Genomic DNA, 23,745 nt, shown 5'->3' with positions numbered 1-23,745 from the left:
GAAGAAGCCGTTAACGCTGGCCCAGCCGGGCGGGATCAGCCCACCTTGAGTGGCTCCGGCACGAACACCGTTTCCGGGCGCTCATAGGACAGGCGCACGCTGTCGCGGCCATTCTTCTTGGCCTTGTAGAGCGCATCGTCGGCACGGCGCATCAGCGGCTCTAGCGCCTCGTCGCCACTGCGGGCAGCCACGCCGAAACTCGCTGTCACCTTGGTGCCGGCAGGAAGCCCGTCGACCTGGCCGGCCGAATATACCGTGCGCACGGCTTCGGCGAACAGCCGCGCGGCAGCGAGATCGCTCAACGGCAGCAGCACGGCAAACTCTTCGCCGCCGATACGCCCGGCAACGCCGCGCGTCCCGGCGGCCAACCGAAGCTTGGAAGCGAAGTCGGCGATCACGCGATCGCCCGCCGCATGCCCATGTACGTCGTTGAGCGCCTTGAAATGATCGAGGTCGGCCAGCACCAGCGCGACCGGGAAGCGGGCCGTGGCGCAGTGGCGCAACAGCTGCATGCCTCGTTCCTCGAAGCCGCGGCGATTGAGAAGGCCCGAAAGTGGGTCGGTGTAGGTCTCGGTCTTCAGCGCCTTCATCACGTCAAGTGCCGCGGCGGAGAACAGGCAGAGCGCAATCAGCAGCGACAGCAGTGCATGCGACAGCAGCGCCGTCGTCCAGTAGGACGAGGCATAGAAGCCGTCATAGCTGGTGAAGGGCCCGTGCGCTATGACGACGACAAGGGTACGCACGAAGAAGTTCAGGCCCGACAACAGCGACAGCGCGAAAAGGATGTTTTCGGTCGGACCGTTGCGGCGCACCGGTCGCAGTTCGGCGGCGACCAGAAGGCTGAGGCCGCCAAAAGCGAAATTCATCGCCAGGATGCGCCAGGTGAGATCCGGCGCGACGAACAGGAACCAGCAAAACGACGCCAGGCCACCGCCGACCAGTACGCCGATCCCCACATAAGGCACCTTGCGGCCATAGCGGTGGATGATGGCGCTGGACAGGCAGCAACCGGCAACGGTGAAGCAGATATTCGACGTCAGCTTGGTCAGCTGCATGCCGAAGGGCAAGGTGAAATACTGCAGCAGGAAGCCGGCCGCCGAGAGACCGTAGCTGATCGCCAGAACGGCGAGATATGGGCGGTGGCGTTGATAGGACCATAGCACGAGGAAGGCCGCGCCGAGTGCCAGCGCGATCGTCGGATTGAGCAGCGCTATGAACAGACCGGTGTCCAAAGGACTGTGACTTCCCCTCGCTTACGTCAGGGAAGACCTTAGGGCGCAAGCCCAAACAAGCAGTTAAGCGAAAGCTGAATATGCAACGGAGCGGATGAAAAAGACCCCGGAGCCGCAAGGCGGTCCGGGGTCTGGCATGCGTTCGAGCCGCAGGTTCCGGCGCTATTTCCACTCGCGGATGTCGACGAAGTGGCCGGCGATCGCCGCCGCCGCCGCCATCGCCGGCGACACCAGGTGGGTGCGGCCCTTGAAGCCCTGCCGGCCTTCGAAATTGCGGTTCGAGGTCGAGGCGCAGCGTTCATGCGGCTTCAGCCGGTCGTCGTTCATGGCAAGGCACATCGAGCAGCCCGGCTCGCGCCAGTCGAAGCCGGCGGCGACGAAGATCTTGTCGAGGCCTTCGGCTTCCGCTTGTTCCTTGACCAGGCCGGAGCCGGGCACGATCATCGCATCGACATGCGGGCTGACGGTCTTGCCTTCGACCACCTTGGCGACGGCGCGCAGATCCTCGATGCGGCCATTGGTGCACGAACCGATGAAGACGCGATCGAGCGTGATGTCGGTGATCCTGGTGCCCGGCGTCAGCCCCATATAGTCGAGCGCGCGCTGCTTGGAGGTGCGCTTGTTTTCATCCGAGATATCGTCCGGGTTCGGCACGATGCCTTGCACCGACACGACATCCTCGGGCGAGGAGCCCCAGGAAACGATCGGCGGCAACTTGGCCGCGTCGAGCACGATCACCTTGTCGAAATGCGCGCCTTCGTCGGACTGCAGCGTCTTCCAGTATTCCATTGCCGCATCCCACGCCGCGCCCTTCGGTGCGCGCGGCTTGTCCTTGACATAGGCGAAGGTCGTCTCGTCTGCCGCGATCAGGCCGGCGCGCGCGCCGCCCTCGATCGACATGTTGCAGATCGTCATGCGGCCTTCCATCGACAGCGCACGGATCGCCTCGCCGGCATATTCGATGACATAGCCGGTGCCGCCGGCGGTGCCGATCTCGCCGATGATGGCGAGGATGATGTCCTTGGCGGTGACGCCATCCGGCAACTGGCCGTCGACACGCACCAGCATGTTCTTGGCCTTGCGCTGGATCAGCGTCTGCGTCGCCAGCACATGCTCGACCTCGGACGTACCGATGCCGTGCGCCAGCGCGCCGAAGGCACCGTGGGTCGAGGTGTGGCTGTCACCGCAGACGATGGTCATGCCGGGCAGCGTAAAGCCCTGCTCCGGGCCGATGATGTGGACGATGCCCTGGCGGATATCGTTTTCCGAATAATACTCGACGCCGAAATCCTTGGCATTCTTGGCCAGCGCCTCGACCTGGATGCGGCTTTCCTCGTTCTTGATGCCGAACTTGCGCTCGGGCGAGGTCGAGACATTGTGGTCGACCACGGCCAGCGTCTTTTCCGGATGCCGGACCTTGCGGCCGCTCAGGCGCAAGCCTTCGAAGGCCTGCGGGCTGGTCACTTCATGGACGAGGTGGCGGTCGATGTAGAGCAGACAGGTGCCGTCGTCCTGGCGGTCGACGACATGGTCGTCGAAAATCTTGTCGTAGAGGGTGCGCGGTGCGCTCATGTGCGTAAATCCGTCGATATGAGAATGGGAAGGAGCAGATGCCGGATCACCGGTCCGGCGAAACGACCTGAACAGGTCGGCCTAGGGTAGTCGGCTGGTCAGCGCGCCGGAGACGCGCGCGGAGAAACGCGACGGCAGGCGTTTTCTATCCTGCAGCACGAACCCCTTATAGGCCGGATCGCCAAAAAGCTCTTCCATGGCGTGGCTCATACCAATGTTTTGGCTTTTCGGCAATTGGAAGCTGCCGTCGCAGGACGTAGGTTCCTCGCCGCTCACATCACCTCAAAAACGAAGGTCTTCACCAGCGCGTCGGGCTCGGCGATCGCGTAGCAGCGGAACCATGGGCTTTGCTCGACCGGCCGCCATGTCTTCGCCTGCTCCAGTTCGTCGAACACGGCCTGGAAGCCGCCGCTGTCGAACACTTGGTCGCGCACGGTGAAGACGGCGTGGCCGCCCTTCCGGGTGATGCGCACCAGCTCATGCAGGCTCAAGGCCGGCGCATGGCTGATGGTGAAAACGCCGGTTGAGAAGAAAGCGCGGAAATGGCCATCCGGCCATGGCAGCGGCCCGCCAAGCATCGCTTGTTTCAGCTCGCTGTAGGCATTTCGGCTGCCGGCGATTTTCAGCATGTCGTCGGAGAGGTCGAGCCCGGCAATGTCACGGTAGCCCAGCGCCTGCAGCGACGGGCCCGACAGTCCGGTGCCGCAGCCGGCATCGAGCAGCGGTCCGTCGCCCGCCGGCACGTGGCGGGCCACCCAGGCGGTGATCAGGAAGGGCAGGAGATAACCGAGCGAAGCCGTCTCGCTGTCATAGGTCGCGGCCCACGCGGCATAGGCCTCGGCCAGCGCTTCCGGCGTGTCGGCGGTGTAGACGGAATCAAGCGCCGCATTGGCTTTGTCGACGATCATGTGACGTCCTCATTCGAGATATGGAGACAAGGATCGTAGCGCCGTCTTCGCTCAAAAACTATTCTTCGTGCTGGCGACGCAACCGCCGTTCCAGCGCCCGCAAGGCCAACGACAGGCCAACGGTCAGGATGAGATAGATGTAGGCGACGATCGAATAGGTCTCGAAGAAGCGGAACGAGCCGGCGGCATAGACCTTACCCATCTGCGTGATGTCGGCGACGCCGAGCACCGAGACCAGCGAAGAATCCTTGACCAGGGCGACGAAATCATTGCCGAGCGGCGGCAGGATGGTGCGGATCGCCTGCGGAAACACGATCAGCCGGAAACGTTGAGCGCGCGTCAGGCCGAGCGCCTTCGCCGCCTCGATCTGGCCCTTCTCGACGGCCTGGATGCCGGCGCGAAAGACCTCCGAGATGAACGCCGAATAGCCGATGGTCAGCGCCATGATGGCGCGCCACAAGAGCGACACGTCGCGCACCAGCAATTCGCCCACAAGGCCGGCATTCTGCAGCGGTGCGGTCAGGGCATTCCAACCCGCGACGAAGGCCGGCGCGCCGACGAAGGCGATCCAGAACAACAGCACCAGGATCGGCACGCCGCGGATGATCTCGACATAGAAGCGGGCGACCTGGCGTAGCGGGCGCGAGCCCGACAGGCCCATCAGCGCGACGCCGAGGCCAATGCCAGACGCCAAAACGAAGGCAATCACGGTGACGAAAACGGTAATGCCTATGCCCTTGGCGACGGTGGCGAAGACCTGGGCGTAGAGGTTGCTGGTGGCAACGAAGACGGCCACCGCAATCGCGATGGCCACGGCCACGACCAGCCACCAGGGGAAGTCGGATTTTGAGGTAGAAGCGGCCTGCATCAGGCGATGCCGGCGAAGCGCAGAGTCAGCGCGAGGATTACCGCGCCATCAGTATGCAATGCGCTCAACAAGGGGGGGTTACTGCCCCATCTTGTAATCAAGGAACCATTTCTTGTTGAGCGTGTCGAACGTGCCGTCGGCCTTGAGCGCCGCGATTGCCGCGTTGACTGGCTTCACCAGATCGGAGCCCTTCGGAAAGATAAACCCGAAATCCTCGGTGCCCAGCGGCCCGCCGATCAGCTTCAGCTTGCCGTCGGAGGCATCGACATAGCCCTTGCCCGCGGTACCGTCGGTCAGGACGACATCGACGTCGCCGGACTTCAAGGCCTGCACCGTCGCGCCAAAAGTCTCGAACAGTTTGATGCGCGGATTCTGCTCATTACCGTCGAGCACGCTGTAGACGGCGGTGTAGAAGGGCGTCGTGCCGGCCTGGGCGCCAATCAGCCCGTCCTTGAAAGCGCCGAAGGTCTTGGCGTCCGTGAAGCGGCTTTCGTCGCCGCGCACCAGCATGAACTGTTCCGACCGCATATAGGGGTCGGAGAAGTCGACCTTCTGCTTGCGGTCGTCCTTGATGGTGATGCCGGTCATGCCGATATTGTACTGGTTGTCGGAAACCGCCTGGATCATCGCGTCCCAGGAGGTATTCTGGTACTCAACGGTGAAGTTCAGCCGCTTGGCGATCTCGTTCATCGCATCATATTCCCAGCCGATCTGTTTTCCCGTCTTGGCATCGATGAACTGCAGCGGCGGATAGGCGTTTTCGGTCACCACCACCACCTTCTTGCCGCCGAGATCGGGCAGCGCCTGCGCCAAGGCGGCAACGGGCGTCAGCATGAGGGCAAGTAGGCCGGCCAGCAGCAGTTTCGATTTGGTCATGACACACTCCCCGGAAGTGAAAGCGCCCGGACATCGGCCGGGCTTGCAGGAAAATCCGGCGCCGACTTTAGCTTTCCACAAGCGTCATGCAAGACGGTCCACTGCGTCGGCGCACGTGAAAACGGATTCCATTGCCTTCTATCCGGGGATTCCTGGACGATCGTCGTGGTGTCCCGTCAATCGGCGCTCGCTTCCCGCAAACCGTCGATCAGCCGGGTCAGGGAGCGATGCAGGGATTTCAGCTCGTCGCCGTCGAGCGGCGAATGGCACCGCATCGCGGCCGACACCGCCTTGGCGCCCTCGCGCAGTGCCTGGCCCTGAGGTGTCGGTTCGACCAGCACCCGGCGTTCGTCGGCGGCATCGCGCCGGCGCGTGACCAGGCCGTTCGCTTCCAGGCGCTTGAGCAGCGGCGTCAGCGTTGCCGAATCGAGCCCCAGCGCGTCGCCGAGTTCGCCGACCGTGCGCGGTGCATGCTCCCACAGTGCCAGCATGGTCAGATATTGCGGGTAGGTCAGGCCGAGCGGCTCGAGCAGCGGCCGGTAGAGCCGTGTCATCAGCCCGCTCGCCGAATAGAGCGCGAAGCACAGATGCTGGTCGAGCTTCGGTATCCCGGCGAAATCCGCCGGGACGTCCAAGGGCGAAGGGATCGTTCTGGTGGTCATGCTGCCTTTGCCGGAAGCGCCTTTGCCGAAAGGGCCACCTCGATGTTGCCCTTGATGGCGTTGGAATAGGGACAAACCTCATGCGCTGCCGATACAAGCGCTTCCGCCGCCGCCTGATCAAGACCTTTCGTCTCGGCCGCCAGCGAAACGCCGAGCAGGAAACCGCCCTGACCATTGGGATGCAGGCTGACATTGGCTGTCACCGAGGCATCCTGCAGCGGCAGTTTCTGCTTGCCGGCGATGAAGCGCATGGCGCTTTCGAAGCAGGCGGCATAGCCGGCGGCGAAAAGCTGCTCGGGATTGGTGGCGCCGCCCTTGCCGCCAAGTTCCTTCGGCATGGCAAGGTCGAGGCTGAGCAGGCCATCGCTGCTCTGGACGTGGCCGGCGCGGCCGCCGACGGCGCGGGCCTGGGTGGAATACAATGCGGTCATCTAGTGTCTCCAGTTATATTGTGTGCGATCGTTTAGTGCACGATCTAAATCGAGTCAATGGCGGATTTCCTGCCAAGTAAGATTCCCATCAAACGAAAAAAGGCGGCCGAAGCCGCCTTTTCTACAAACATGATTGGCGAAAAACTTATTCGGCGGTCGCGGCTTCCGCGGCCTTGGCTGCCTCAGCCTCGGCGGCTGCCTTCTTCTCGGCTGCTTCCTTGGCGGCCGTCTCGGCGGCCAGAGCCTCGGCGGCTGCCACCTTCTCGGCCTCGATACGGGCCTTCTCGGCGTTCAGCGCATCGCGCTCGTCATCGTTCAGCTTGCGGGCGCGCACGCCGGTGTTTTCCGAAATACGGGCCGACTTGCCGCGACGATCGCGCAGATAGTAGAGCTTGGCGCGACGCACCTTGCCGCGGCGAACGATCTCGACGCCCTCCACCATCGGCGAATAGACCGGGAACACGCGCTCGACGCCTTCGCCGTAGGAGATCTTGCGGACGGTGAAATTTTCCTGGAAGCCGGATCCGGCGCGGGCGATGACGACGCCCTCATAGGCCTGGACGCGGGTGCGGGTGCCTTCGGTCACGCGGACCTGGACGCGCACGGTGTCGCCGGGCTGGAATTCGGGAAGCTTGCGCTTGGCTTCGATCTTGGCGGCCTGCTCGGCCTCGAGTTGACGGAGAAGATCCATCTCAAAAATCCACTTCTTGTTCTTCCGACAGCCAGAGCGTCCGACACTCGCCTTGCAGTTCCAATGACCGCTCGGCTATGCCCTTTATCGAAGACATCGGTGTCCAAGACATCGGGCAGGGGCGACTACACCGTCATTGTTGACGGATCCGGCAGAGTTTTTCTTGCCGGTACGGGCGGGCACATACAGCTATTTCAGCGCTTTGTCACGCCTGACCCCGAGTCTTTTTTGCCTGCATGGCACCATCATAACCTTCCGGTGCCGGGTTGCGTCCGTATGCCAGGCTTCCTAAGCCGGGCGCAGCACAGTTTTTCGCGGCGGCCTTACATGTCTATCTTCGACGCCATCCTGCTTTTCCTGGCGGGCTTTCTGTCAGGCGCCGCCAATGCGGTCGCCGGTGGCGGCACCTTCATCACCTTCGGCGCCATGACCTTGGTCGGCCTGCCGCCGATCGTCGCCAATGCCACCTCCTCGGTGACGCAGTTTCCCGGCTACATCACCTCGACGCTCGCCTACTGGGATGACATCCACCATTTCTGGCGTGGCGCATTGCTGCTCTGCCTGATCTCGGCGGTCGGCGCGCTGGCTGGCGCGCTGATCCTGCTGGCGCTCGACAATCCGTCCTTCCGCGTCCTAGTGCCGTGGCTGCTGTTGGGCGCAACGGCCCTGTTTGCCGCCGGGCCGTGGCTGAAACCCGCGCCGAAGCCGGGGCACGAAGCAGCCGTGGGCACGCTAACCGGTTCATTGGCGCAGTTCATCACCGCTATCTATGGCGGCTTCTTCGGCGCCGGCATGGGCGTCATGATGCTGGCGACGCTCGGCCTCACGCAAGCCGGCGACTATCACCGGCTGAACGCGCTGAAGAACATGCTGGCCATTGTCATCGCCGCGGTGGCGATCGTCGTCTTCGTCTCGGGCGGCGTTGTCGCCTGGCCGCAGGCGATCATCATGATCCCGGGCGGCGCGCTGGGCGGCTATGCCGGCGTCTGGATCGCCAAGCGCGTACCGCAGAACGCAGTGCGCGGCTTCGTCGTCGCCGTCGGCCTGTTCCTCGCCTTCTACTACTTTAGCAAAGGCTGAGCGCCGGGCAGGTCGGGCCGCCGCTCTTTCGTCAGCGCCTCGGACTCCGCCCGCCGCCAGGCAGCGATCTTCTTGTGATTGCCTGATATCAGCACCTCGGGAATCTCGCGCCCCTCGAATTCCTGCGGCCGTGTGTAATGAGGGTGTTCGAGCAGGCCGTTCTCGAAACTCTCCTCTTCGCCCGACACGGCGTTGCCCATGACGCCGGGCAACAGCCGCACCACCGCGTCGAGCAGCACAAGGGCCGCCGGCTCACCGCCAGAGAGGATGAAATCGCCGATCGAAACCTCTTCCAATCCGCGCGCCTCGATCAGCCGCTGGTCGACGCCCTCGAAGCGGCCGCACAGGATCACAGCGCCCGGCCCGGCGGCGAGTTCGCGCACGCGCGCCTGCGTCAACGGCTTGCCGCGCGGGCTCATCAGCAGCCGTGGCCGCGCGTCGCCTTCCGGCGAAGCATGGTCGATAGCCCTGGCCAAAACATCGGCACGCATCACCATGCCGGCACCGCCGCCGGCCGGCGTGTCGTCGACGGTGCGATGGCGGTCGGTGGCAAAGTCGCGGATCTGGATCGCTTCCAGCGACCATGTGCCACCTTCCAGCGCCCGGCCGGCCAGCGACAGGCCGAGCGCGCCCGGAAACATCTCGGGATAGAGCGTCAGCACCGATGCTTTGAACGTCACCGGTTGCCCCCGGCGTCGCGCGGTCCGCGCGGTCTGCCCTTCGGATCGAAGTCTTCCTCGCGCGGCGCATCGCCATCCTCGTCCTCGAGCAGCCCGGCCGCCGCCGGGTCGACGCGGACAAAGCCCTCGACGATCGACACATCAGGCACCGCCGCCTGCGTGAACGGGATCAGCACGCCCTTGCGCCCGCCCAATGTCACATCGAGAATGTCGCCACCGCCGAAATTGTGCACGGCCACGACCTTGCCGATCGCAGCACCGGCATCGTCCCGGACCTCCAGACCGACCAGGTCGGCATGGTAGAATTCGTCCTCCTCGCCATCGTCGGGCAGCATCGAGCGGTCGACAAACAGTTCGGTGCCGGCGAGCGCCTCAGCTGCGTTGCGGTCGGCAACACCCTTGAAGCGGACAACGACGACGGTGTTGGCGGGCCTGATGTCGATGATCTGGAAGGCGCGGCCGTCCCTGGCATAGAGCGGCCCATAATCGGCCAGCGCCAGCGGCTCACCGGTGAAGGTCTTGACCCGCAATTCGCCCTTGATGCCGTGGGCGGCGCCGATCACGGCCATCTGGACGGGGTTTTGGGGCTTGCTCATGGCGCGATATCCTTTGGCTTTGCTCTAACGCTCCCCGATTGTCATTTCAATGACATGGCTCTTCACCGGTTCCTAACCCGGCTGCCGGAAAATGGCGGCTGATGCATGTCGCCCAAAAGTGGAGCCCGGTTTTGGGAAGACGACATGCATAAAGACAAATACATGTCGCCCAAAAGTGGCTCCTGGTTTGGGACAACGGCACGCATGAAGCAAGATTGGAAGCACACCGTGCAGGAATTCCTCATCCCGGCAAAACCCGACCTCCAGGCGGCGCGTGAAAGCTGGCTGAAGATGCTGGCGCGCGAACGCCGGCTGTCGCCGGAGACCGTCGAGGCCTACGAGCGCGACACGCGGCAGTTCCTGCATTTCCTCACCGGCCATTGTGGCGGCTCGCCCGGCATTTCGGACATCGCCAATCTGCGCCCAGCCGATCTGCGCGGCTTCCTCGCCGCGCGCCGCAACGCCGGCGCCGGCGCCCGCACGCTTGGCCGCGGACTGGCGGGCATCCGTTCGCTGCTGCGGTTCCTCGAACGGCGCGGCCTCGTCAATGCGGCCGGTGCGGCAGCCTTGCGCGCGCCGCGCCAGCCCAAATCGCTGCCCAAGCCGCTGACGGCAAGCGACGCCAAGCATGTCGTTTCCGTCGAAGGCCAACTGGCGGAAGAGCCGTGGATCGCCGCCCGCAACGCAGCCGTGCTGACGCTGCTCTACGGCTCCGGCCTGCGCATTTCCGAGGCGCTTGGCCTCGCAGCTGCCGATCTGGCCTTGGCGACCGACACCGTGCTGCGCGTCACCGGCAAGGGCGGCAAGACGCGGCTGGTGCCGGTGCTGCCAGTGGCGCTGCGGGCGATCGCCGAATACCGCCGGCTCTGCCCCTATCATCTCGACCCGAAGGGCCTTTTGTTTCGGGGCGCGCGCGGCGGCCCGCTCAATCCGGCCATAGTCCAGCGCGACATGGCCAAGCTGCGCTCGGCGCTCAACCTGCCCGATACCGCGACGCCGCACGCGCTGCGCCATTCCTTCGCCACGCATCTGCTCGGCCGCGGTGGCGATTTGCGCACCATCCAGGAGCTCCTAGGCCACGCCAGCCTGTCGACGACGCAGATCTACACCGGCGTCGACACTGCCAGGCTGCTCGAAATTTATGAGTCTGCTCACCCAAGGGCATGATCATTTCGTCATCCCTGGGCGAAGCAGCCGCGCAGCGGCGTCGCGAAGACCCTGGTATCCATGCCGCGATCTCAGCCGAAGAATGCCGCGGACCAGAATTCTGAACCGTGGCAGCGCTTTGAAGTCGCGGCATGGATCCCGAAGTCTGCGCCGCGTCGCTGCGCTCCTTGCTCCGCCCCAGGATGACGAAGCGATGGGCGTTTTCGCCAATTCACCAAGGCATGCGGTTTGGTCAACGCAAATAGACCCGTCAAAACGCCTGCGCCGAGTAGCTAGGACCGGTCAAAGACAATTTTGCAGCGCCGATTAACCGTTTTGCCGCTTTTTGCGCCTAGACCTGACCATGATCCCGAAAAGTGGGACCCGGTTTTCGGAAAGGTCATGGTCAAACATGAAGACAGCGTCATGAAACGCGTCATCGCCATCGCCGACCGTGCAGCTTCCGTGTCGCTGAAGCTGCTTGTCGCGCTCAATGTCCTGTTTTTCCTGTCGTTCCTTGCCGTCTTGCTGCTCGCGGCCGGCAGGGCGCATGCCGAGATCCCCACCTGCACCGGCGCCGACATGCTGTCTGCCTTGCAGAAGAGCGATCCGTCGGCCTATCAGAAGATCGAGACTGAAGCCGCCGCCACGCCGAACGGCAAGGGCCTGCTGTGGAAGCTGGAGAAGCCGGGCGAAAAGCCGTCCTTCCTGTTCGGCACCATGCACATGACCGACCCGCGCGTCACCGCGCTGCCGCCGGCCGCGCAGAAGGCCTATGACGCCGCCGCCACCATCGTCATCGAAACCACCGACGTGCTCGACAAGCAGCAGATGATGGCGGCGATGCTCAAGGAGCCGGACCTGATGATGTTCACCGACTCCACGACGCTGTCGTCATTGCTGTCGCCCGACGATGCGGCGGCCATGAATGCCGCACTCGACGCACGCGGCATCCCGCCGGCAACCGTCGCCAAGATGAAGCCGTGGATGCTCTCGGCCATGATGGCGCTTCCGGCTTGCGAACTCGCCCGACAGTCCGGCGGCGCCCCGGTGCTCGACGTCAAGCTGGCGGAAGGTGCCAAGGCCGCCGGCAAGCCGGTTGAGGGACTGGAAACGGCTGCCAGCCAATTGCGCGCCATGGCCTCTTTGCCACTGGCCTTTCACATGAAGGGGCTGGTCGACACGCTGAAGCTGGGCGACAAGGTCAACGACATCAATGAAACCATGATCGTTCTCTACCAGCGCGGCGACACCGGTATGTTCTGGCCACTGTTCCGTGCGGCCATGCCCGATGAGCAGGACGACCCCGCAGGCTATGCCGCGTTCGAGGAAACCATGATCACCAGCCGCAACAAGGTGATGGTAGATCATGCCCAGCCGATCCTTGCCAGGGGCAATGCCTTCATGGCGGTCGGCGCCCTCCACCTTCCGGGTCCCGAAGGCCTGGTCGAGGATTTCCGCAAAGCCGGCTATACTGTCACCGCTGTCAACTGAGTCGCCGCATGGTGGTGGAGGATCCGGGCGTCGCGTTTTCGGCGTTTTCCTCGACTAGTGTGAAACCCATTCGACGGTAACGCGTTGATGGCTGTTGTTTGATGTTTTTCATCCACGGAGGACACTTTTATGGCGAACACACCGAATCCAAACGACCCGTTCAATTCGTCCACCAACGCTCCTCGCCCAAGCGGCGGTGGCAGCACCTGGCTGATTGTTCTGGTCGTCGTTATTCTGGCGGTTGTCGCGTATTATGTTTTCGGAAGAAGCGGCGGTGAGCATCCGGCACCTGCCGAGGCGCCGGCGGCCAGCACACCGGCACCTGCGCCGGCTCCTGCAGAACCTATGAAGCCAGCCGAACCGGCTCCGGCCGCGCCCGCTCCCGCGGCGCCTGCCCCAGCGCCCGCACCGGCTCCAGCGCCTGCGCCGGCTCCTGCCGCACCGGCCAACTGATCAGGCTCGATATCAAATACGAACGGCCCGCCAAAAGGCGGGCCGTTTTGTTTGGGGAGCTTCTTCTGGCAGCAAAATGGTATGCCAAGCGTCGAACCGAGGGCTGCGTTTCCTAGATGTGGATCGGCTTGAAGAAGGTCGCCAGCGCCGCCTCCTTGACCGCTTCCGACATCGTCGGGTGTGCATGGCAGGTGCGGGCAAGATCCTCGGACGAGCCGCCGAATTCCATCAGCACCGCCGCCTCGTGGATCATCTCGCCGGCGCCGAAGCCGACAATATGGACGCCGAGCACGCGGTCGCTTGCCTTGTCGGCGAGGATCTTGACGAAACCGTCGGTGTGCAGCATGGCGCGCGCCCGGCCATTGGCGCTGAACGGAAACTTTCCCGCCTTGTACTCGATGCCGGCCTTCTTCAATTCCTCCTCGGTCTTGCCGACCGAGGCGATTTCCGGGCTGGTGTAGACGACGCTCGGAATGACGTCATAGTTCACATGGCCGGCCTGGCCGGCGATGGTTTCCGCCACCGCCACGCCCTCGTCCTCGGCCTTGTGTGCCAGCATCGGTCCGGCGATGACATCGCCGATGGCGTAGATGCCGGGCACGTTGGTTCTGAGATGGCCATCGGTCGTGACCCGGCCACGCTCGTCGACCTCGACGCCGGCTTCCTTGAGCCCGAGAGTGTCGGAATAGGCGCGGCGCCCGGTGGCGATCAGCACCGCGTCGGCCTCGATGGTCTCGGCAGCGCCACCCTTGACCGGCTCGAAGGTGACGGTCGCGCCCTTCTTGGCCTTGGCGACACCGGTGACCTTGGCGCCGAGCTTGAACTCGAAACCCTGCTTCGACAGCATTCGCTGGAACTGCTTGGAGACCTCGCCGTCCATCCCGCCCAGTATGGTGTCGAGAAATTCGACGACAGTGACCTTGGCGCCAAGCCGCGCCCACACCGAGCCGAGCTCGAGGCCGATGACACCGCCGCCGACCACCACCAGATGACCGGGCACTTTCTCCAGCGACAGCGCGCCGGTCGACGACACGATCACCTTCTCGTCGAAGTCGACCTTGACGCCGGGAATGCCGGCGACATCCGAACCGGTGGCGATGACGATGTTCTTGGTCTCGATCTCCTCGACCTTGCCGTCCTCGCCGGTCACCGAGACTTTTCCCGCGGCGATCACCTTGCCGGTGCCGCGGAAGCTGTCGATCTTGTTCTTCTTGAACAGGAAGGCGACGCCGTTGACGTTCGACGCCACTGTCGCGTCCTTGTGCGCCATCATCTTCTTCAGGTTCAATTTCGGCGCGGCGATCTCAACACCGAGCGTGTCGAAGGAATGGCCCGCCTCGGCGAACATCTCGGAGGCATAAAGCAGCGCCTTGGACGGAATGCAGCCGATGTTGAGGCAGGTGCCGCCGAAGGTCGCGTTCTTCTCGACCACCGCCGTCTTCAGCCCGAGCTGCGCCGCCTTGATGGCGCAGACATAGCCGCCCGGTCCCGATCCGATGATAACGACGTCATAAGCCATGATACTGTCCTTCTTGATTGGGGCTCAGCGGCCGCCGCTTACATTCAGGATCGCGCCCGTCGTATAGGACGCGGCGTCGGATAAAAGATAGAGAACCGCACCAGCGACTTCATCAGCAGTTCCGGCTCTTTTCATCGGAAGCGTATCCTGGATCAATGCCACCCGGTCCGGCTGCCCGCCCGAGGCATGGATGTCCGTATCGATGATGCCCGGGCGCACCGCATTGACGCGGATGCCTTCCAGCGCCACCTCGCGGGCGAGCCCGATGGTGAACGTGTCGATGGCGCCCTTGGAGGCGGCATAGTCGACATAGTTGTCCGCGGCGCCAAGCACCGCCGCAGCCGACGAGATGTTGACGATAGCGCCACCCTTGCCGCCGTGACGGGTCGACATGCGCTTCACCGCCTCGCGGGCGCAGAGGAACGAACCGACGACATTGATGCGCATCATGCGCTCCAGCCGCGAAAAATCCATCTCGTCGACGCGAGCCTTGGCGTCGACGATGCCGGCATTGTTGACGAAGGCATCGAGCCGGCCATAGGCGCGGTCGACGGCACCGAACATAGCAACGATATCGGCCTCGACGCCGACATCGCCCTTGACGGCAAGAGCGTCGCCGCCGGCGGCCTGGATCTCTGCGACCAGCGCATCGGCGGCGTCCTTATTCGCAGCGTAGTTGACCGCGACGCGGTAGCCGGTCTTCGAGCCGAGCCGGCAGATCGCGGCGCCGATGCCGCGGCTGCCGCCGGTGACCAGCAGCACCTTTTGCGTATCGGTCATTCCTGGCATCCCTTCAAGGCAAACACATCCCACGGCACTTTCGAAAATCCATTGCCGCCATAGGCCGAGGATTGACGCAACGACTGCCCAAGATCCGGCAGGATCAGCGTCTTCGGCGCCTCGACGCCTTCGGCCGGCAGCAGGCCGATGCTGCCCTTGTCATCCGACGTGTAGATGACGCCGTGCCAAGCCGTACAGGCGGCGAGCTCCTCGCCGGTGACGTCGCCCTCGGGGCATTTGTACATCAGCACGCCGTTCGGCCGCGACACGCCCTCGTTCCACATGACGATGCCGTTCAGCACCACATTGTTGTCGAGGATCACCCGGAAGCTGTTGGTGACGGTCGCTGAGGTGCCGGTCGGGCTAAAATCGATCTCACTGCCGCTTTGGGCCTCGCCATAGACGGCGAGTTCGATCGGGCAGGCTGCGATTGTGGCGGAGCCGGTGAACAAAACAGCCAGAGATCCCGCTAGGCATGCGATGGCGGACGACAAGGGGCTTTGCATCGCGGCGACCTACTGGCTCTCGCGGCCATCGGCGTTTTCAAGCACTTCAAAGTCGGTCATCAGCAGCAGCGGCTCGCCAGCCGCGCTGAGGCCCCAGAACGATGGATAGATTCCGTCACCCCAGCCGCTCCAGAACATCGCAATGTTGAGGGGATTGCCGACAACGGGGTGATGCATCGCGAACCGATCCTGGTTGGGCGCAAACTCGGCCGCCAGGACGTCGTCATAGTAATTCTGCTTGGCTTCAAGCTTGTCCTGCTGCTCAGACATCAACGCCATTGCCATCTTGTCCATGAACGAACCAAGACCGGCATCGACGGGATATCCAAATACCTCGTTGCCCTTCAGGGTCGATGCATCCTGATCGGGCAAGGTTGCCAGCTCCCAGCGAAACGGCCTGCCGGGCCGGAAGCGCAGGACTGCTGCAGCAACACGGCCTTGTGCCTCAAGCAACGATACCGGGTAGCGCCCTGGTCTGACCTTGCGGCTTAACGCTGGCCAGTCGGTTCCGGTAGTCAGGGGATCGCAGGCGACAATTTCGCCTGTCGGCAAATCCAGCTCGCCGATCACCGTGACGGTTATCTCGCGCTCCGCCATTTGCGCATCGCTCAGGTCGAAGAGGCCGAGATTGCTGCTCGCCTGCGCCGGCTCCCATTCGGGCGACACCACCGCCGGCGTGGACATGGAGGTCCACGGCTCACGCCGTAAGATCCGTAGCCCACGGCCCAGCTTGAACCCCAACTGCTCCAGCCAGCCGCTCATTGCGGATCAGCTCCGCTCACAGATCCAGAACCAGCCGTTCCGGATCCTCCAGGCTTTCCTTGACGCGGACCAGGAAGGTCACCGCTTCCTTGCCGTCGACGATGCGGTGATCGTAGCTGAGCGCCAGATACATCATCGGCCGGATCACGATCTGGCCACCGACCACCACCGGCCGGTCCTGGATCTTGTGCATGCCCAAAATCCCCGACTGCGGCGCGTTGAGGATCGGCGTCGACATCAGTGACCCGTAGACGCCACCGTTGGAAATCGTAAACGTGCCGCCCTGCATGTCGGCGACCGACAGCTTGCCGTCGCGCGCGGCGATGCCCAGGCGGCCAATCTCCTTCTCGATCTCGGCGATCGACATCTGGTCGGCATCGCGCACGACCGGCACGACCAGGCCCTTTTCGGTGCCGACGGCGACGCCGATATGGGCATAGTTCTTGAAGATGATGTCGGTGCTGTCGATCTCGGCATTGACCGAGGGGATTTCCTTCAAGGCGTGGGTGACGGCCTTGGTGAAGAAGCCCATGAAGCCAAGCTTCACGCCGTGCTTCTTCTCGAACACGTCCTTGTACTTTGTCCTGAGCGCCATCACCGCGCTCATGTCGACCTCGTTGAAGGTGGTCAGCATGGCGGCGGTCGACTGCGCTTCCTTGAGCCGGCGCGCGATGGTCTGGCGCAGCTTGGTCATGCGCACGCGCTCTTCGCGCGACGCATCGTCGCCCGAGGACGGCGCCCGCACCGCAACCGGCGCCGGCGCTGCCCTGGGGGTCTCGGCCGGCTGTGACGGCGCGCCCTTCGAGATCGCGTCGAGCACGTCGCCCTTCAGCACCTGGCCGCGCCTGCCCGAGCCGGAGAGCTGGTCGACGGCGAGATTTTTCTCGGCGATCAGTTTTGCCGCGGCTGGGGCCGGCGGCATGTTGCGCGGCTCGACCGCGCCGGCGTCGCCGGCGATCTTGGCGGTTTCGGCAGCGGCCTGCCTACCGGTCGATGCCGCGTCCGGCGACGAGGCCTGCGACACCGCCTGTGGCTTGGTTGCTGGTGCGGCGGCATCGCCACCCGCCGAAATCGAACCCAGCAGGGCGCCGACGCCGACCGTCTCACCTTCCTTGACGGTGATCTCGCCCAGCGTACCGGCGGCGGCGGCAGGCACCTCCACCGTCACCTTGTCGGTCTCGAGCTCGACCAGCGGTTCATCGGCGGCGATCGTGTCGCCGACCTTCTTGAACCATTTGCCGACGGTCGCTTCGGTGACGGATTCGCCGAGAGTGGGAACGCGGATTTCGGTAGCCATTGTGCCTGTCCGTTTCTTCCTGAGTTATTCGCCCAGATCTGTTCTATTCACCCGAGTCTCTTCTATTCACCGAGCGCGTCTTCGAGCAAGGCGGCGAGCTGGGCAAGGTGCTTCGACATCAGTCCGGTCGCCGGTGAGGCGGCCGCCGGGCGGCCGGTGTAGCGCACCCGCTGATGCTTGGCATCGATATGCGCCAGCACCCATTCCAGATACGGGTCGATGAACGACCAGGCGCCCATGTTCTTGGGCTCTTCCTGGCACCACACCATCTCCGCATTGCGGAAACGCGACAGTTCCGTAATCAGCGCCTTGGCCGGGAACGGATAGAGCTGTTCGACGCGCAGCAGGTAGATGTCGTTGATGCCGCGCTTCTCGCGCTCCTCGTAGAGGTCGTAATAGACCTTGCCCGAGCACAGCACGACGCGGCGGATCTTCGAATCCTTGGTGAGCTTGATCGCCTGGTTGGGAAGCAGCTGGGCATCGTCCCACAACAGCCGGTGGAACGAGCTTTCTCCCGAGATTTCCGGCAGCGTCGACACCGCCCGCTTGTGGCGCAGCAGCGACTTCGGCGTCATCAGGATCAGCGGCTTGCGGAAGTCGCGCTTCAACTGCCGGCGCAGGATGTGGAAATAGTTAGCCGGCGTCGTGCAGTTCGCCACTTGCATGTTGTCTTCGGCGCAAAGCTGCAGGAAGCGCTCGAGCCGGGCCGAGGAATGCTCCGGTCCCTGGCCTTCGTAGCCATGCGGCAAGAGGCAGACGAGGCCCGACATTCGGAGCCACTTGCGCTCGCCCGACGAGATGAACTGGTCGAACACCACCTGGGCGCCGTTGGCGAAATCGCCGAACTGCGCCTCCCACAAGGTCAGCGCCTTCGGTTCGGCCAGGCTGTAGCCATATTCGAAGCCCAGCACCGCCTCTTCCGACAACATCGAGTTGATGACTTCGTAGCCGGCCTGCGCCGCCGACAGATTGTTGAGCGGGATGTAGCGGGTCTCGTCGCGCTGGTCGTAGAGCACGGAATGCCGCTGCGAGAAGGTGCCGCGTTCGGAATCCTGACCCGAGAGGCGGATCGGATTGCCGTCGAGCAGGATGGCGCCGAAGGCCAGCGCCTCGGCCGTCGACCAGTCGATGCCTTCGCCGGAGTCGATCGCCTGGCGGCGGTTCTCGAGGAAGCGGATGATCGTCTTGTGCGCCTCGAAATCCTTCGGCACCTCGGTCAGCTTCTTGCCGATTTCCTTCAGCGTCTTGACCGGCACAGCGGTCTTGCCGCGCCGCTGTTCGTCCTGGTTGTCGGCCGTGCGCAGGCCCGACCAGGCGCCGTCCAGCCAGTCGGCCTTGTTGGGCTTGTAGCTCTGGCCGACTTCCCACTCGGATTCCAGATGCGCCCGCCAGTCGGCCTTCAGCTGGTCGAGTTCGGCCTGGGTGATGTGGCCCTCGGCGATCAGCCGGTCGCCATAGATCTGCACCGTCGTCTTGTGGGTGCGGATGTTGCGGTACATGATCGGCTGGGTGAAGGCCGGTTCGTCGCCCTCATTGTGGCCGAAGCGGCGGTAGCAGAACATGTCGACCACGACCGGCTTGTGGAACTTCATGCGGAATTCGATCGCCACCTTGGTGGCATGCACCACGGCTTCCGGATCATCGCCATTGACGTGGAAGATCGGCGCTTCGATCATCTTGGCCACATCAGATGGATAGGGCGACGAGCGCGAGAAACGCGGATTGGTAGTGAAGCCGATCTGGTTGTTGATGATGAAATGCAGCGTGCCGGCAACGCGATGGCCGCGCAGGCCCGACAGGCCGAGGATTTCGGCGATCACGCCCTGGCCGGCGAAGGCGGCATCGCCATGCAGCAGCAGCGGCAGCACCTTGGCGCGCTCTTCCAGCGGCACGATTTCCTCGCGGCTGCGGCCGAACAGATAGTCCTGCTTGGCGCGCGCCTTGCCCATCACCACCGGATCGACGATTTCCAGGTGCGAGGGATTGGCGGTCAAGGACAGATGCACCTTGTTGCCGTCGAACTCGCGGTCCGACGAGGCGCCGAGATGGTACTTGACGTCGCCCGAGCCCTCGACCTCGTCGGGGGCGGCCGAACCGCCCTTGAACTCGTGGAAGATGGCGCGATGCGGCTTGGCCATCACCTGGGAGAGCACGTTCAGCCGGCCGCGATGCGCCATGCCGAGCACGATCTCCTTCATGCCGAGCTGGCCGCCGCGCTTGACGATCTGCTCCAGCGCCGGGATCAGCGATTCACTGCCATCGAGGCCGAAGCGCTTGGTGCCCTTGTACTTGACGTCGATGAACTGCTCGAAGCCTTCGGCCTCGACCAGCTTCTGCAGGATCGCCTTCTTGCCGGTGGCGGTGAAGGAAATCTCCTTGTCGGCGCCCTCGATGCGCGCCTGGATCCAGGCCTTTTCCTCCGGATCGGAAATATGCATGAACTCGACGCCCAGCGTCGAGCAATAGGTGCGCGTCAGGATCTCCAGCATCTGCCGGATGGTGCCGAATTCGAGCCCGAGCACATTGTCGAGGAAGATCGGCCGGTCGTAGTCGGCGGCGGTGAAGCCGTAATTCTCTGGCGACAATTCGTTGTAGTCCTCGAGCGGCTTGGCGATGCCGAGCGGGTCGAGATTGGCGTGCAGATGGCCGCGCATGCGGTAGGCGCGGATCATCATGATGGCGCGCACCGAATCGCGCGTCGCCTGGTGCACATCGGCGTCGGAAAGGATGATGCCGTTGGTGACCGCCTTGTCCTTGACCTTCTTTTCCAGGTGCTTCTCGACGATGCCCCAGTTGCCGTCGAGCGCCGACACCAGTTCGCCATTGGCCTGCAGCGGCCAGGAGGGCTTGGCCCAGGAGGCGCCCTTGGCGTTCTTGCGCACATCGCCCGCGTCGTCCTTCAGCCCGGCGAAGAACTCCTGCCATTCGGGATTGACCGAAGCTGGATCGTCCTCATAGGCGGCGTAGAGCGCGTCGATATAGTCGGCGTTGCCGCCATAGAGGAAAGAGGTGAGCGAAAATTGGTCGTTGGCCTGATCTTGTCTTGCCATGTCTCTATCGAAGCCTTGGCTTCGTCTCCTTGTCAGAGCGAATAGTGAGTAGCGAATAGCGAGTAGGGATTTTCCCCAGGTCGCGCCGTTACTCCGTTTCCTATTCGCTATTCACTACTCGCTACTCACTTAACCCTTGATCGCCTCGACCAGCGTCGTGCCCAGCCGCGCCGGCGAGGGCGAAACTCTTATCCCGGCCGATTCCATCGCCGCGATCTTGTCCTCGGCGCCGCCCTTGCCGCCGGAGATCACCGCGCCCGCATGACCCATGGTGCGGCCGGCCGGCGCCGTGCGCCCGGCGATGAAGCCGGCCATCGGCTTCTTGCGGCCACGCTTGGCTTCGTCCTTGAGGAACTGCGCGGCGTCTTCCTCGGCCGAACCGCCGATCTCGCCGATCATGATGATCGACTTGGTCTCGTCATCGGCGAGGAACATCTCGAGCACGTCGATGAATTCGGTGCCCTTGACAGGGTCGCCGCCAATGCCGACGGCGGTGGTCTGGCCGAGGCCGACATTGGTGGTCTGGAACACAGCCTCATAGGTAAGTGTTCCCGAGCGCGAAACAACGCCAACCGAGCCCTTGCGGAAGATGTTTCCCGGCATGATGCCGATCTTGCATTCGTTGGGGGTGAGCACGCCCGGGCAGTTCGGGCCGATCAGCCGCGAGGTCGAACGGTCGAGCCGCGCCTTGACCTTGATCATGTCCATCACTGGGATGCCTTCGGTGATGCAGATGATCAGCGGGATCTCGGCCTCGATCGCTTCCAGGATCGCTTCGGCGGCGCCCGCCGGCGGCACATAGACGACCGAAGCGTTGGCGCCGGTCTTTTCCTTGCCCTCGGCGACGGTGGCGAAGATCGGCAGGCTCTCGCCCTTCGAGCCGGTCCAGGTCTCGCCACCCTTCTTGGGATGGATACCGCCGACCATCTTGGTGCCGTGATAGGCCAGCGCCTGTTCTGTGTGGAACGTACCGGTCTTGCCGGTCAGGCCTTGCACCAGCACCCTGGTGTTCTTGTCGACGAGAATGGACATGGTGGCCCTTTTTCTTAGAAATCGTTGATCGAGGAAGGTGAGACACGGCTGTAGACGCCGCTCACCATGTCTTGCCAGACATCGCTGCCGGCCGGTTGGAACTGCAGTCGCATGCGGTAACTGTCATTGCTGTCGAAATCGTAGGTCACCCGGGCTGACCCGCGCGGCGACGAGCGTAGCAGCGTCAGCGTATTGCCATCCCAGGTGCCTGTTGCCGGTGCGGTCGGCACAAAGCCCATCGAGTCGAATTGATGCATGGTTACGACGCTGCTTTGCTGGTCGAAGCCGAACACGCTGTGCGCGCCGAACGACACCGTGCCGTCGCGGCGCTGGCGATAGCGCTGCACCACGAACAGGCCGCCAAATTCAGCCACGGCAACTGCTTCGGCCGTCGCTGTGGCGGCATCTGTCCATTGCGTGGCCGCCACATCTTCCTCGCCACGCCAAGTGCCGACCAGCGCTTGCAGGCGCTGGTGGTCGGACGAGAGCGAAGAGAAGGAGGCCGCGTTCATGGTCAGAGCCGCTTCAGGTCGGCGACGGTGAGGTCGCTCTTGGCGTTGCCCGTGTTGAGCGTCGTCGCCGGCTCGAACATCAGCACCACCGGTTCCTTGCTGAGCGAACGCGGCCGGTGCTCGACGCCGCGCGGCACGACCATGAAGTCGCCCTCGCCGAGCTCGACCGGACCGTCGCGGAAATCGATGGCAATGCGGCCGCGTAGCACGAGGAAGGCTTCATCCTCATTGTCATGCGCGTGCCAGTCGAAGACCTCGCCGAACTTGGCGACTTTCGCCTGGCTGTCGTTGACGTCGCCGGCAATATGCGGATCGAAGACCTTGTTGATCTTTTGATCCGCCGCCTCGACCAGGTTTATCTTGCGCGGAGGCACCGGATCAGCCCTTCACCGCCGCCACGATCTTCTTGGCCGCGTCGTCGAGATCATCTGCCGACACCACGTTGAGGCCGCTGTCGTTGATGATCTTCTTGCCGAGCTCGGCATTGGTGCCTTCCAGGCGCACCACCAGCGGCACTTCCAGGCCGACTTCCTTGACCGCGGCAATCACGCCCTCGGCGATGATGTCGCACTTCATGATGCCGCCAAAGATGTTGATCAGGATGCCCTTGACCGCCGGATCCTTGGTGATGATCTTGAACGCCGCCGTCACCTTCTCCTTCGACGCACCGCCGCCGACATCGAGGAAGTTGGCCGGTTCGGCGCCATAGAGCTTGATGATGTCCATCGTCGCCATGGCGAGGCCGGCGCCGTTGACCATGCAGCCGATATTGCCGTCGAGCGCGACATAGGCGAGGTCGTATTTCGACGCCTCGATCTCCTTCTCGTCCTCTTCGGTGGTGTCGCGCAGTTCGAGCACGTCGGGATGGCGGAACAGCGCGTTGTTGTCGAACGACACTTTTGCGTCGAGCACGCGCAGCCGGCCATTCTTCATGACGATCAGCGGGTTGACCTCGAGCAGGCTCATGTCCTTCTCGACAAAGGCCTCGTAGAGGATCGGGAACAGCGTATCGCCATCCCGGCCGGCGTCGCCGTCGAGCTTCAGCGCGCCGTTGAGCGCCTTTAGATCGGCCGCTGTGACGCCCTTTTCCGGGTCGATGGCGACGGTGATGATCTTTTCCGGCGTGTCGTGCGCGACCGCCTCGATGTCCATGCCGCCTTCGGTCGAGACGACGAAGGCAACGCGGCCGACCGAGCGGTCGACCAGGATCGACAGATAGAGTTCGCGATCGATGTCGGCGCCGTCTTCGATATAGAGGCGGTTGACCTGCTTGCCGGCCGGACCGGTCTGCTTGGTCACCAGCGTATGCCCGAGCATTTCGTTGGCGTTGGCGACCACGTCGGCCACCGACTTCGCCAGCCTGACGCCACCCTTGGCATCAGGGCCGAGTTCCTTGAACTTGCCCTTGCCGCGGCCGCCGGCATGGATCTGGCTCTTCACCACATAGAGCGGGCCGGGCAGCGCCTTGGCGGCGGCTTCCGCTTCGCTCGCCTTGAACACCGGCACGCCTTCGGCCACCGGCGCGCCAAAGCTCTTCAGCAGCGCCTTGCCCTGATACTCATGGATGTTCATCTTCGATGTCTCCGGGTCGACTGCTG

23 protein-coding genes are annotated in these 23,745 nt (G+C 63.7%); 3 read left to right on the top strand and 20 right to left on the bottom strand.

From position 1 onward, the window contains the following. Positions 1–35 precede the first annotated feature (35 nt). The 8 genes from AC1D08_RS14410 to rplS form a co-directional block, all read right to left on the bottom strand. Positions 36–1,232 carry a GGDEF domain-containing protein gene (locus tag AC1D08_RS14410; RefSeq protein WP_457150747.1) on the bottom strand — a complete coding sequence of 399 codons (1,197 nt, stop codon included), beginning with the start codon at positions 1,230–1,232 and terminating at the stop codon, positions 36–38. Positions 1,233–1,394: 162 nt separating this feature from the next. Continuing rightward, positions 1,395–2,804: a 3-isopropylmalate dehydratase large subunit gene (gene leuC, locus AC1D08_RS14405; protein WP_457150746.1), complete on the bottom strand. Its 1,410-nt coding sequence runs from the start codon at positions 2,802–2,804 to the stop codon at positions 1,395–1,397. 272 nt (positions 2,805–3,076) lie between these two features. Next, positions 3,077–3,712 (bottom strand): class I SAM-dependent DNA methyltransferase, encoded by a 636-nt coding sequence (locus AC1D08_RS14400; RefSeq protein WP_457150745.1) that lies wholly within the window; start codon positions 3,710–3,712, stop codon positions 3,077–3,079. Positions 3,713–3,770: 58 nt separating this feature from the next. Further along, entirely contained in the window at positions 3,771–4,580 is an 810-nt protein-coding gene (locus tag AC1D08_RS14395; protein WP_457150744.1) for an amino acid ABC transporter permease, read from the bottom strand. 78 nt (positions 4,581–4,658) lie between these two features. Then, positions 4,659–5,456, bottom strand: coding sequence for a transporter substrate-binding domain-containing protein (locus tag AC1D08_RS14390; RefSeq protein ID WP_095084031.1), 798 nt, complete (start codon positions 5,454–5,456; stop codon positions 4,659–4,661). Positions 5,457–5,632: 176 nt separating this feature from the next. Continuing rightward, positions 5,633–6,118 carry a MarR family winged helix-turn-helix transcriptional regulator gene (locus tag AC1D08_RS14385; RefSeq protein WP_457150743.1) on the bottom strand — a complete coding sequence of 162 codons (486 nt, stop codon included), beginning with the start codon at positions 6,116–6,118 and terminating at the stop codon, positions 5,633–5,635. Next, on the bottom strand, positions 6,115–6,549 hold the full coding sequence (locus AC1D08_RS14380) for an organic hydroperoxide resistance protein (protein ID WP_457150742.1): 435 nt from the start codon (positions 6,547–6,549) through the stop codon (positions 6,115–6,117). Before AC1D08_RS14380 ends, AC1D08_RS14385 begins: the two co-directional genes overlap by 4 nt. A gap of 145 nt (positions 6,550–6,694) precedes the next feature. After that, positions 6,695–7,240 carry a 50S ribosomal protein L19 gene (rplS, locus tag AC1D08_RS14375; RefSeq protein ID WP_095084028.1) on the bottom strand — a complete coding sequence of 182 codons (546 nt, stop codon included), beginning with the start codon at positions 7,238–7,240 and terminating at the stop codon, positions 6,695–6,697. 327 nt (positions 7,241–7,567) lie between these two features. On the opposite strand from rplS, the gene AC1D08_RS14370 reads away from it, so the two are divergent. Next, entirely contained in the window at positions 7,568–8,320 is a 753-nt protein-coding gene (locus AC1D08_RS14370) for a sulfite exporter TauE/SafE family protein (protein WP_457150741.1), read from the top strand. On the opposite strand, the gene trmD is transcribed toward AC1D08_RS14370, so the two are convergent. Both trmD and rimM read right to left on the bottom strand, forming a co-directional pair. Then, positions 8,302–9,000, bottom strand: a complete 699-nt coding sequence (trmD, locus tag AC1D08_RS14365; RefSeq protein ID WP_457150740.1) for a tRNA (guanosine(37)-N1)-methyltransferase TrmD — start codon at positions 8,998–9,000, stop codon at positions 8,302–8,304. The two genes, AC1D08_RS14370 and trmD, sit on opposite strands and share 19 nt — an antisense overlap. Then, positions 8,997–9,596 (bottom strand): ribosome maturation factor RimM, encoded by a 600-nt coding sequence (gene rimM / locus AC1D08_RS14360; protein WP_457150739.1) that lies wholly within the window; start codon positions 9,594–9,596, stop codon positions 8,997–8,999. Before rimM ends, trmD begins: the two co-directional genes overlap by 4 nt. Before the next feature lie 204 nt (positions 9,597–9,800). Here rimM and AC1D08_RS14355 point away from each other — a divergent pair, with 204 nt between their 5' ends. Then, positions 9,801–10,763: a tyrosine recombinase XerC gene (locus AC1D08_RS14355; protein WP_457150738.1), complete on the top strand. Its 963-nt coding sequence runs from the start codon at positions 9,801–9,803 to the stop codon at positions 10,761–10,763. Between the two features lie 405 nt (positions 10,764–11,168). Continuing rightward, a complete protein-coding gene (locus AC1D08_RS14350; RefSeq protein ID WP_457150756.1) occupies positions 11,169–12,236 on the top strand; it encodes a TraB/GumN family protein in 1,068 nt (355 codons plus the stop codon). A gap of 565 nt (positions 12,237–12,801) precedes the next feature. Here the strand turns inward: AC1D08_RS14350 and lpdA are convergent. From lpdA to sucC, 10 genes are all read right to left on the bottom strand, one after another. Next, a complete protein-coding gene (lpdA, locus tag AC1D08_RS14345) occupies positions 12,802–14,208 on the bottom strand; it encodes a dihydrolipoyl dehydrogenase (protein ID WP_457150737.1) in 1,407 nt (468 codons plus the stop codon). A 24-nt stretch (positions 14,209–14,232) separates the two neighbouring features. Then, positions 14,233–14,988: an SDR family oxidoreductase gene (locus tag AC1D08_RS14340; RefSeq protein WP_457150736.1), complete on the bottom strand. Its 756-nt coding sequence runs from the start codon at positions 14,986–14,988 to the stop codon at positions 14,233–14,235. Then, entirely contained in the window at positions 14,985–15,494 is a 510-nt protein-coding gene (locus AC1D08_RS14335; RefSeq protein ID WP_477224714.1) for a hypothetical protein, read from the bottom strand. The genes AC1D08_RS14340 and AC1D08_RS14335 overlap by 4 nt, the downstream gene beginning before the upstream one ends. Positions 15,495–15,503: 9 nt before the next feature. After that, a complete protein-coding gene (locus AC1D08_RS14330; protein ID WP_457150734.1) occupies positions 15,504–16,256 on the bottom strand; it encodes a DUF4241 domain-containing protein in 753 nt (250 codons plus the stop codon). Between the two features lie 16 nt (positions 16,257–16,272). Beyond that, a complete protein-coding gene (odhB, locus tag AC1D08_RS14325; RefSeq protein WP_457150733.1) occupies positions 16,273–17,553 on the bottom strand; it encodes a 2-oxoglutarate dehydrogenase complex dihydrolipoyllysine-residue succinyltransferase in 1,281 nt (426 codons plus the stop codon). A gap of 62 nt (positions 17,554–17,615) precedes the next feature. Beyond that, positions 17,616–20,603 carry a 2-oxoglutarate dehydrogenase E1 component gene (locus tag AC1D08_RS14320; RefSeq protein WP_477224715.1) on the bottom strand — a complete coding sequence of 996 codons (2,988 nt, stop codon included), beginning with the start codon at positions 20,601–20,603 and terminating at the stop codon, positions 17,616–17,618. A 129-nt stretch (positions 20,604–20,732) separates the two neighbouring features. Then, positions 20,733–21,635, bottom strand: coding sequence for a succinate--CoA ligase subunit alpha (gene sucD, locus AC1D08_RS14315; RefSeq protein ID WP_457151651.1), 903 nt, complete (start codon positions 21,633–21,635; stop codon positions 20,733–20,735). A 14-nt stretch (positions 21,636–21,649) separates the two neighbouring features. Continuing rightward, a complete protein-coding gene (locus tag AC1D08_RS14310; RefSeq protein ID WP_457151652.1) occupies positions 21,650–22,147 on the bottom strand; it encodes a DUF1579 family protein in 498 nt (165 codons plus the stop codon). 2 nt (positions 22,148–22,149) lie between these two features. Next, positions 22,150–22,521, bottom strand: coding sequence for a cupin domain-containing protein (locus tag AC1D08_RS14305; protein ID WP_457151653.1), 372 nt, complete (start codon positions 22,519–22,521; stop codon positions 22,150–22,152). 4 nt (positions 22,522–22,525) lie between these two features. After that, positions 22,526–23,719: an ADP-forming succinate--CoA ligase subunit beta gene (sucC, locus tag AC1D08_RS14300; RefSeq protein WP_457151654.1), complete on the bottom strand. Its 1,194-nt coding sequence runs from the start codon at positions 23,717–23,719 to the stop codon at positions 22,526–22,528. Positions 23,720–23,745: the final 26 nt, after the last annotated feature.

The sequence above is a fragment of the Mesorhizobium sp. P2_E6 genome (assembly GCF_056403835.1).
This window is presented reverse-complemented; position numbering and strand designations above follow the sequence as displayed.